The organism is Micromonospora sp. NPDC023888, from assembly GCF_040639415.1.
Taxonomy (GTDB): Bacteria; Actinomycetota; Actinomycetes; order Mycobacteriales; family Micromonosporaceae; genus Micromonospora.
Window position 1 is genome coordinate 219,923 of sequence record NZ_JBEZZW010000008.1, and the last position, 10,742, is coordinate 230,664.

Consider the following 10,742-nt stretch of genomic DNA (forward strand, 5'->3'; position numbering starts at 1 on the left):
TAGCACGCCAGCGCGGGCCGGCGTTCCGGCCGGCCCGCCCGACAAACGAGGACGGGAGCTCATGATGCGCCGGATCGCCGTCCTCGACGCGCCGACAAATCTCGGTCTGCGGCCGCCGACGTCCACGTCGGTCCCCGGTTGCGCCAAGGCGCCCGGCGCGCTGCGCGACCACGAACTGCTGGCCCGGCTCCGCGCCCGCGACGCCGGCTGCGTCACCCCGGCCCGCTACGACCCGGGCGACTGGCGGCCCGGCGACGGGGTGTGCCACGCCCGGGAGATCGCCGACTACTCGCTGGCCCTCGCCGAACGGATCGGCTCGATCATCGACCGGGGCGAGTTCCCGGTGGTGCTCGGCGGCGACTGCTCCGTGCTGCTCGGCTCGGCGCTGGCCATGCACCGCCTCGGTGAAGCCGTCGGCGGGCGGATCGGGCTGGTCTTCGTCGACGGGCACTCCGACTTCCGGCACCCCGGCAACGCCTCCTACGTCGGCGCGGCAGCCGGGGAGGACCTGGCCCTCGTCACCGGGCGCGGCCAGGCCGACCTGGCCGCGATCGAGGGTCGCCGGCCCTACTTCCGCGACATCGACGTGGTGGTGCTCGGCATCCGAGCCCAGGACGAGTACCGGCTCGACCTGCAGGCCGCCGGGATCACCACCCGGCCGGTGCCGGCGCTGCGCGCCGAAGGCGCCGCCCGGACAGCCCAGTGGGCGCACGAGCAACTCGCCGACTGCGCGGGCTACTGGGTGCACATCGACGTGGACGTGCTCGACCCCGCGGTGATGCCCGCCGTCGACGCCCCCGACCCCGGTGGGATCGCCTTCGCCGAGCTGGAGATCCTGCTCGCCGGCCTGGTCGACACCCCACACTGCCTCGGCGTGGAGCTGACCGTCTTCGACCCCGACTACGACCCCGACGGTTCGTACGCGGCCGAGATCGTCAACACCGTCGTCGCCGGCCTGGCCCCGGTCACCGCCCCGGAGGCGGTTCCGCCCCGGCTGCTGTCGTCCCGGCCCACCCCCGGCCCTCGGCGCGGTAACGGCCGGTCCCCGGCCGCCACCGAGCGACCCGACCGCTCCCAGCGGGCCGACGGGCCGGATCGGGTTGAGCGGGTTGGTGGGCCGGAGCGGGTTGGTGGGCCGGAGCGGGTTGGTGGGTCGGATCGGGTTGAGCGGGTCAACGGGCTGGCTGGTGTGGTCGGCGGCGAGGCGTCATTCGCCGAGGCCCCCTCGTGGGACTCGTCCGTCGAGGCCAGGGGGCTGGCGGAGGCCGGGTCCTCCGACGCGGGGGCCATCGCCATCGACCGTGCCGGGATCGACCGTGCCGGGATCGACCGTGCCGGCGGTGAGGTGGCTGCTGCCGAACGGTTCGGCGGTGACTCGGCCGGCGGCGCGGCGCACATTCCGGCTACTGCCGAGCGGGAGCCGGTCGGCCCGCCCGCGTCGGCCGGCCCAGGCCTGCTCCGACGATCCACGTCGCCTGACGAAAACCCCTCCGACCACCACAAAGCCGACACTGCCTGACCCCAATCCCGACCCGCCGGGCCATGATCGACTCGGTTTCAATGATGTCGGGCTGTCCGGGTGCCGTGGACACCGCGTTTTCAGCAAAACCGAGTGGATCACCGCCCCAGCGGTGCGGGGTCACCGCCCGGGCAGTGCGCGGGATCGCCGCCTGGGCGGTGCGCGGGTTGCCGCCCGGGCAGTGCGCGGGATCGCCGCCTGGGCGGTGCGCGGGTTGCCGCCCGGGCAGTGCGCGGGATCGCCGCCTGGGCGGTGCGGGATCGCCGCCCGGGCAGTACGGGGTCGCCGCCCGGAGAGTGCCGGGTCGCCGACCAGGCAGCGCGGGGCCTGGTCGGCGCGCGGGGTCAGGGTCGGGCGCGCAGGGCCTGACCTGGCGTCAGGAGGCGGGGAGGGCGCGCAGGAAGCGCTCGGCGATCGGGACGGCGGACGCCGTGCTGGCGCCACCCTTCTCCACGAAGACGGCGAACGCCACGTCGCCCCGCCAACCGACGAACCAGGCGTGGGTGTGGGCCGGGTTGTCGTCGTACTCGGCGGTGCCGGTCTTGCCGTAGACCTCGCCCGGCACATCCTTCAGCGCGCTGCCGGTGCCGGTGGTGACCACCTCGCGCATCATGGCGCGCAGTGCCGCTACCGATTCCGGCTTGAGTTGCTCGCCCGCCGGGGCCGGCTTGGCCGGCGCCGGGTCGATCAGCAGTTTTGGCTGCTCGAAGCGGCCTCGGGCGACCGCCGCGGTGGCACCGGCCATGGCCAGCGGGCTGACCAGCGTGGTGCCCTGCCCGAACGACGCCGCTGCCTGCTCGGCCAGGCTGCCGCCCGTGGACACCTTGCCGGTGAAGGCGTCAGTGCCCAGGTCCCATTCGCCCTCCAGGCCCAACGAGCGCCCGGCGGCGGCCAGCCCGTCGCCGCCGAGCTTCGGGGCCAGCGAGGCGAACGCCGTGTTGCAGGACTTGGCGAAGTCGGTGCGGAACGGCACGGAACCGAGCTCGAAGTTGTCGGAGTTCTTGAAGGACCGACCGTCCACGGTGAAGGTCTTCGGGCAGGCCACCGGCCCGTCCAGAGTGACCGCGCCCCGGTCCAGCAGGCCCAGCGTGCTGACCATCTTGAACGTGGAGCCGGGCGGCACCTGCGCGTCGAAGGCCAGGTTTTCCCCGGCCGGCCCGGGGCCGTTCGCCGCGGCGAGCACCGCACCGTCGCTGATTCGAAGCGCCACCAGCGCGGACCGCCGCGGCTCGGCGCGCAGAGCCCCGTCGGCCGCGTTCTGGACGGCGACGTCGAGCGTGGTCTTCAGCGCCTGACCGGGCTGCGGCTCGCGGCGGAACAACTCGGTGCCGGTGGGTTCCAGTTTGCCGCCCTCGGCGGGACGCTCGACCACCACGGTCAGCCCGGTGCCGCCGCGCAGCCGTTCGTCGTAGCGGCCCTGTAACCCGCCGTGCCCGACCAGGTCGCCGACGACGTACCGGTCGGGGTGTGCGGCGAGGTCGTCGGCCTGCGCCGCGTCGACAGTGCCGAGCAGGGCCCTGGCGAACTCCCGGGTCGGCGCCAGGTCGATCTTGTCGGAGGTGAACTTGGTGCCGGGCAGGTCGTAGATCCGGGGCTTGATCTGCCGGTACGCCTCCTCGCGGAGCGACACCACCTCGACGAAGGCTCCCGGCTCGGCCTTGGACACCCGCTCGGGCAGGTCGGTCAGGTCGACAGCGGGGACCAGGGCGGGGCGGATCGCCTTGAACGCCGCATCGAGATCCTGCACGAGCTTCTTGAGGTCGGTGACCCCGTCGGGCTGCACGCCGACCCGCACCACCGGCCGGGGGGTCACGATCGGTTGCCCGGCAGCGTCCAGCACCCCGGCGCGGGTGCCGGCGTCGCGGCGCAACGCCAACCGGTCACCCTTGGTGAGCTGCTCGTGCACCACCTTCGGCTCCCAGATCACCTGCCACTGGTCGTCGTCGCCGTGGGCGAGACGCAGCTCGCGGTCGTACGTCCAGCGGGTCTGACCGGGCAGGTTCCACTCCACCTGGACGGTTGTGGTGGCGATGTCCGCCTTGACCTTCGGCTCGCCGCGACGCGTAAGCGTCGGCGGGGTCGCCGCCAGCTCACCGGAGAGCTCCTTGATCTCGCGACTCACGTCGGCCGACGGCAGCTTGCTGCCGGTCGGGTCGATCAAACCGACCGCCTGGAGATCGCCGCCGCGCCAACCGTCGAGGAACGCGTCGACGGTGCTCGCCGGCCCGTCGTCACCCGAGCAGCCAGCCAGAACGCCGGCCGTGAGCAGCGCCGCGGTGAGGGCGGCGACCACGCGGCGGACGGGGTTCGGCCGGTGGGGCCGAGGGTACGACGAGGGCATGAAGCTGGTCCTTCCGATCTCGGAGCGCCTTCGCACGGTAGTACGCCGACGACGTCCCCAACGTCCCCCACCGGGGCGGGCGCGCTCAAAGACGGGCCGGGCCGGTGTGATGAACATCGCGTGGCGGGGTATCCCGGAGCCGGCCAACCTCGGACCCGCAACGGGTGAAAGGACAAAGTCCCGATCCGGACGTCTGGCCTGTGGTCCGCCGACGAAGGCTGACAACGGCAGGGCCTAGGCTGAGCGGCAGAGTGACCCACAACGCGGTGGGTCGAGGGGAGTGGCACCGATGGACCGGCGTCCGGCGATCAAACCGGAACCCGACCTCCGGCAGGATGACTCCGGCCGGGACGACGACAGCTTCGATTCGGCGACCGACGGGGACGGCTACGGCCGGCTCGACACGGGAGTCACCGGGCTGACCGGGTCGAGCATCGACACCATCTACGATCTGGGCCTGCCGACCGAGGCGTTGGCCGACGACGTGGAGGACGCCGAGCTCGACGAACCTGTTCCCAACGCGGAGCGCCTGGTGGCCCAGGCTGTCGCGCTCGCGGGGGACGACCACGACGCGGCGACACTCGTCGGCCGGTTCTGGCGGTTCGCACCGGATGAGGAACTGGTCGGTTTCACGGCGGAGGAGATGCTCGACGCGGCCCGCGCGCACCGGGACCTCGCCCAGCAGCGGGTGCCAGGCGAGTTGAAACTGCGGATCCACGAGCCGCACGCCGACCAGCACCACACGGTCGTCGAGATCGTCACCGACGACATGCCGTTCCTGGTCGACTCGGTGACCGCGCTGCTCAACTCGTACCACCTGGATGTGCACCTGCTGGTGCACCCGCTGGTGGTGGTCCGGCGTGAGCCGTTGGGCCGGCTCACCGAGGTCTCCGCGGACGTGGAGCCGGACGACGCGATCGCCGGCGACATCATCGAGAGCTGGATGCGGATCGAGATCGACCCGGTCCGGGACGCGGCCGAGCGGGACCGGCTGCGCCACGAGTTGCAGCGGGTGCTCACCGACGTGCGGGAGGCGGTGGAGGACTGGCCGAAGATGCGGCAGCGCGCCCTCGCGCTCGCCGACGAGCTGGCCTCCGCGCGGACCGCCGACAACCGCCCACCGGTGCCGGAGAAGGACATCACCGACTCGGTGGAGCTGCTGCGGTGGCTCGCCCACGACCACTTCACCTTCCTCGGCTACCGCGAGTACCGGCTGGTGGACGCCACGGACGGCGATGCCGACGGCAAGGCGTTGGAGGCGGTGCTCGGCACCGGTCTGGGCATCCTGCGCTCCGACGCGCCGGAGGCCCGGCCGTTGGCGTCGATGACGCCCGAGGCGCACGAGAAGGTGCTGGAGAAGCGCCTGCTCATCATCACCAAGGCCAACTCGCGTGCCACAGTGCACCGCTCGGCGTACCTGGACTACATCGGCTTCAAGATCTTCAACGAGGCCGGCGAGGTGATCGGCGAGCGCCGTTTCCTCGGTCTGTTCTCCACCGCCGCGTACCGGACCAGCGTCCGGGAGCTGCCGGTGGTGCGCCGCAAGGTGGCCGAGGTGCTGGACCGCTCCGGCCTGAGCCGGCGCAGTCACTCCGGTAAGGACCTGATCCAGATCCTGGAGACCTACCCGCGCGACGAGCTGTTCCAGATCAAGACCGACGACCTGTACCACGCGGTGATCGGCGTGCTGCGGATGGCCGGTCGCCGGCAGCTACGGGTCTTCCTGCGCCGGGACGCGTACGGGCGGTTCATCTCCTGCCTGATCTACCTGCCCCGGGACCGGTTCACCACCCAGAACCGGCTGCGCATGCAGGACATCCTGCTGCGTGAGCTGAACGGTGTCGGGGTGGACTACACCACCCGTGTCACCGAGTCGATGCTGGCCCGGGTGCACTTCATCGTGCGTACCGACCCGACCCGGCCACCCGGCGAGATCGACGCCGACCTGTTGGCCGAGGAGTTGGCCGACGCGACCCGACTCTGGGACGACGACTACCGGCTGGTGCTGGAGCGCAAGCTCGGCGACGAGCAGGCCAAACACCTGTTCACCAGGTACGCCGACGCCTTCCCGGAGGGCTACAAGGACGGGCACACGCCGTACGAGGCGATGAAGGACCTGGCGAAGCTGGAGCTGCTGGAGGAGCCCGGCCAGCTGGAGATGCACCTGTTCCGCAAGCAACTCGCGCCCCGCCCCGGCACCCGGGTGCCCGGCGCGGACCTGGCCGAGGCGATGGACGTCCGGTTCAAGGTCTACCGGTACGGCGAACCGATGATGCTCTCCGCCGTGCTGCCGGTGCTGCACTCCCTCGGTGTGCGGGTGGTCGACGAGCACCCGTACGAGGTGGACCGGATCGACGGGCGGGTCTACCTGTACGACTTCGGCCTGATGCTGCCCGAGGGGCACCACGAGCTGGCCGAGGTACGCCCGCACGTGGAGAACGCCTTCGCGGCGGCCTGGCGCGGCGAGGCCGAGGTGGACCGGTTCAACGAGCTGGTGCTGCGCGGCGGGCTCACCTGGCGGCAGGTGGTGGTGCTGCGGGCGTACGCGAAGTACCTGCGGCAGGCCGGCACGGTCTTCTCCCAGGACTACATGGAGCAGACCTTCATCGCGTACCCGAAGCTCGCCGCGTTGCTCGTGGAGCTGTTCGAGACCCGGTTCGCGCCGGGCGAGCAGACCACCGAGCAGCGGCAGCAGCGCAGTGGTGAGCTGGTGGAGACGATCCGGGCCGGGCTGGACGACGTGGCGAGCCTCGACCAGGACCGGATCCTGCGCTCGTACCTGACGCTCATCGAGGCGACCCTGCGGACCAGCTTCTACCAGAGGCGCTCCGACGGGCGGCCGAAGGCGTACGTGGCGTTCAAGCTCGACCCGCAGGCCATCCCGGACCTGCCGGCGCCGCGCCCGAAGTTCGAGATCTTCGTCTACTCGCCCCGGTTCGAGGGCGTGCACCTGCGGTTCGGGCCGGTGGCCCGGGGCGGGTTGCGCTGGTCCGACCGTCGGGAGGACTTCCGGACCGAGGTGCTCGGTCTGGTCAAGGCGCAGATGGTGAAGAACACCGTGATCGTGCCGGTGGGCGCCAAGGGCGGCTTCGTGCTGAAGCAGAAGCCGGGTGACCGGGACGAGGCGGTCGCCTGCTACCAGGAGTTCGTCGGCGCGATGCTCGACGTCACCGACAACATCGTCAGCGGGCAGATCGTGCCGCCCGAGGACGTGGTCCGGCACGACGGCGACGACCCGTACCTGGTGGTCGCGGCCGACAAGGGCACCGCGACGTTCTCCGACATCGCCAACGAGATCTCCACGGCGCACAACTTCTGGTTGGGTGACGCGTTCGCCTCCGGCGGTTCGGCCGGCTACGACCACAAGAAGATGGGCATCACCGCCCGGGGCGCCTGGGAGTCGGTGAAGCGGCACTTCCGGGAGTTGGGCCTGGACACCCAGACCCAGGACTTCACTGTGGTCGGCGTCGGTGACATGTCCGGCGACGTGTTCGGCAACGGGATGCTGCTGTCCGAGCACATCCGGCTGGTGGCCGCCTTCGACCACCGGCACATCTTCCTGGACCCGGAGCCCGACGCGGCCACCTCGTACGCGGAGCGGCGGCGGTTGTTCGACCTGCCCCGGTCCTCGTGGGAGGACTACAACCCGGAGCTGATCTCGGCCGGCGGCGGCATCTTCCCGCGTACCGCGAAGTCCATCCCGATCACGCAGCAGGTCCGGGCGGCGATCGGCCTGGACGACGACGTCACGCACCTGTCGCCGCAGGAGCTGATGAAGGCGATCGTCACCGCTCCGGTGGACCTGTTCTGGAACGGCGGTATCGGCACCTACGTGAAGGCGTCCACCCAGACCAACGCCGAGGTGGGCGACAAGTCCAACGACGCGATCCGGGTGGACGGGCGCAACCTGCGGTGCCGGGTCGCGGGCGAGGGCGGCAACCTGGGCTGGACGCAGCTCGGCCGGATCGAGTACGCGTTGACCGGCGGCCGGATCTTCTCCGACTTCATCGACAACGCGGCCGGGGTGGACACCTCCGACCACGAGGTGAACATCAAGATCCTGCTGAACACGGCGGTGGCCGACGGCGAGTTGACCACGGCCGAGCGCGACGAGCTGCTGGCCGGGATGACCGACGAGGTCGCCGAGCTGGTGCTGCGGGACAACTACGACCAGGCACGGGCGATCAACAACGCCCAGGCGCAGGCCGCCTCGCTGCTCCCGGTGCACCGTCGGATGATCAACGAGCTGGAGCGGTCCGGCGGGTTGGACCGGGCGCTGGAGGCGCTGCCGCCGGATGAGGAGCTGGCGGTCCGCAGCGAGTCCGGGCTGACCGCGCCCGAGTTCGCGGTGCTTCTCGCGTACGTGAAGATCGTCCTGGAACGGGAGATCCTCACCGAGGGCCTGGCGGACGAGGAGTGGACGACCGAGGTCCTGGTCAACTACTTCCCGACGCCGATGCGTGAGCGGTTCGCCGACCGGATGGGCCGGCACCGGCTGCGCCGGGACATCGTCACCACGGTGCTTGTCAACGAGGCGATCAACCGGGGCGGCATCTCGTTCATCTTCCGGGTGGTCGAGGAGACGGCGGCCAGCGCCGCGGACGTGATCCGGGCGTACGTGGTGGTCAGCGAGGTGTTCGGTCTCCGCGACCTGTGGGACGCGGTCGAGGCGCTCGACAACAAGGTCGCGCCGGAGTTGCAGACAAGTGTCTACCTGGACACCCGTCGGCTGCTCGACCGGGCGGTGCGGTGGCTGGTGTCCAACCGGCGCTCGCCGATCGACGTGCCGGCCGAGATCGCCCGGCTGCGCGACGGCGTCACCCGGCTGCTGCCGGGGCTTGAGGAGCTGTTCTACGGCAACGAGCGGCAGGGCATCGCCGCGCACATGGACTCGATGACCGAGCGTGGGCTGCCCCGCGAGCTGGCCGAACGCGCGACCCGGCTGATGTACAGCTTCGGTCTGATGGACGTGGTGGAGACGGCGAACGCCAGCGGGCGGGACGTCAGCGAGGTGGCCTCGGTCTACTTCGTGTTGTCCGACCTGTTCCGGGTGGACTCGCTGCTGTCGAAGATCTCCCTGCTGCCTCGGGAGGACCGCTGGCAGACGTTGGCCCGGATGGCGCTGCGCTACGACCTGTACGCCGCGCTGGCCGCGCTCACCGCTGAGGTGCTCGGCTCCACCCCGGAGGACCTGCCGCCGCACGAGCGGGTGCAGCAGTGGGAGCAGTCGAACGCGACCTCGATCCACCGCGCCCGGCGGGCGATGGGGGAGTTCGACGAGTCGCGGGCGGACCTCGCCGCCCTGTCGGTGCTGCTGCGCCAGATCCGCACCCTGGTGCGGACCTCCGCGGCCGCCTGAGTCAGGTACGCCGGACGCGGTCCGGCCGGTCGGGTCACCCCGACCGGCCGGACCGCGTTTCGTCTCGTCAGCGATCGGCCACCAGGGTGGCGAAGACGACGATGTTGTCCGGGTAGCTCTTGGCGGCCTCGTCGAACTGACCACCGCAGGTGACCACCCGCAGACTGGGCCGGTCGCTGGGCCCGTACACCAACTCGGTGGGGAAGGCCGTCTTCGGGTACGACTTCACCGAGTCGACCTGGAACGTGGCCGGCTGGCCGTCCGCCCGCCGCACGGTGATGGTGTCACCGGGCACGAGGGAGCCGAGGTCGAAGAAGACGGCCGGGCCGAGTTTCGCCGAGTCCACGTGCCCGACGATCACCGCGTTACCGGTCTCGCCGGGGCTCGCGCCCGGCTCGTACCACCCAGCCTGGTCGGCCTGCTCCAACGGGGGGACCTGGACGGTGCCGTCCGGGTTGGTGCCGAGTGACAGGACCGTCGCGTTGACGCCGATCCGGGGGATCTCGATGCTTGTCGGCGCGGAGCGTGCCAGCCCCGCCGGCACATCCCCCTGGCCGACCGGCTGCCCGTCGACCGGCGGGACGGCGGTGGCGGTGGCGGCCGGCCCGCTCACCTCGGGACCGGCCTGGGCCAGCGGCTGCGGCGGTCGGGCCGGTGGCGTCGTCTGCAGGGCGAAGCCGATCATGCCGGCGCCGATCATGGCCGTGGTGACGACGACGGCCGCGCCGGCGGCACGCCACGGTCTCCCGTGACGGCCGCCGGCCCGTGTCGTCGTCACATCAGACGAGCGAACCATCGGTCCGCCGACGACGCATCAGCACGATCCCGCCGAGCGCGGCAGCGCCGAGCAGGCCCGCCCCGCCGGTGGCCAGGCCACGGTCGGTACCGGTGCTGGCGCCACCGTCACCACCGTCGACACCGCCGTGCGGCAGCACGACGAGCTCGCCCTCGCCGCACGAGCCCTTGAGCTCGTAGCGACCCGGCTTGGCGTCCTTGTCGACCTTGGCCTCGCCGTAGTAGACGAACTCGCGCTCCTTCTCCCAGCTGTCCTCGTCCGAGCCGTGCTCGTCGCGGGAGTCCCGGCCCTTGTCGGAGCCGTGCTCGTCGCGGGAGTCCCGGCCGTTGTCCGAGCCGTACTTGTCCTCGTCGCGGGAGTCGCGGCCCTTGTCGGAGCCGTACTTGTCCTCGTCGCGGGAGTCGCGGCCCTTGTCGGAGCCGTACTTGTCCTCGTCGCGGGAGTCGCGGCCCTTGTCGGAGCCGTACTTGTCCTCGTCGCGGGAGTCGCGGCCCTTGTCCGAGCCGTACTCGTCCTCGCCCCGGTAGTCCCGGCCGTTGTCGGAGCCGTGCTCGTCCTTGGAGTCCCAGCTCTTGTCGGAGCCGTACTTGTCCTCGTCGCCGTACTTGTCCTCGTCGCGGGAGTCGCGGCCGTTGTCCGAGCCGTACTCGTCCTCGCCCCGGTAGTCCCGGCCGTTGTCGGAGCCGTGCTCGTCCTTGGAGTCCCAGCTCTTGTCGGAGCCGTACTT

Annotated in this window: 3 protein-coding genes and 2 pseudogenes; 2 read left to right on the plus strand and 3 right to left on the minus strand. The window is 71.4% G+C overall.

Annotated elements, in window-relative coordinates:
• Window positions 1-61: 61 nt before the first annotated feature.
• Window positions 62-1,030 (plus strand): annotated as a pseudogene (locus AB0F61_RS10280) (arginase family protein); the annotation flags it as partial.
• An 865-nt stretch (window positions 1,031-1,895) separates the two neighbouring features.
• Here AB0F61_RS10280 and AB0F61_RS10285 read toward each other — a convergent pair.
• Window positions 1,896-3,860, minus strand: a complete 1,965-nt coding sequence (locus AB0F61_RS10285) for a penicillin-binding transpeptidase domain-containing protein (protein WP_357806515.1) — start codon at window positions 3,858-3,860, stop codon at window positions 1,896-1,898.
• Between the two features lie 289 nt (window positions 3,861-4,149).
• Between AB0F61_RS10285 and AB0F61_RS10290 the strand changes: the two genes are divergently transcribed.
• Window positions 4,150-9,219 carry an NAD-glutamate dehydrogenase gene (locus tag AB0F61_RS10290; protein WP_357806518.1) on the plus strand — a complete coding sequence of 1,690 codons (5,070 nt, stop codon included), beginning with the start codon at window positions 4,150-4,152 and terminating at the stop codon, window positions 9,217-9,219.
• Window positions 9,220-9,286: 67 nt separating this feature from the next.
• On the opposite strand, the gene AB0F61_RS10295 is transcribed toward AB0F61_RS10290, so the two are convergent.
• Both AB0F61_RS10295 and AB0F61_RS10300 read right to left on the minus strand, forming a co-directional pair.
• Complete coding sequence (locus AB0F61_RS10295; RefSeq protein WP_357806523.1) at window positions 9,287-9,997, minus strand: class F sortase; 711 nt, start codon at window positions 9,995-9,997, stop codon at window positions 9,287-9,289.
• A gap of 1 nt (window position 9,998) precedes the next feature.
• Window positions 9,999-10,742, minus strand: a pseudogene (locus AB0F61_RS10300) (hypothetical protein); the annotation flags it as partial.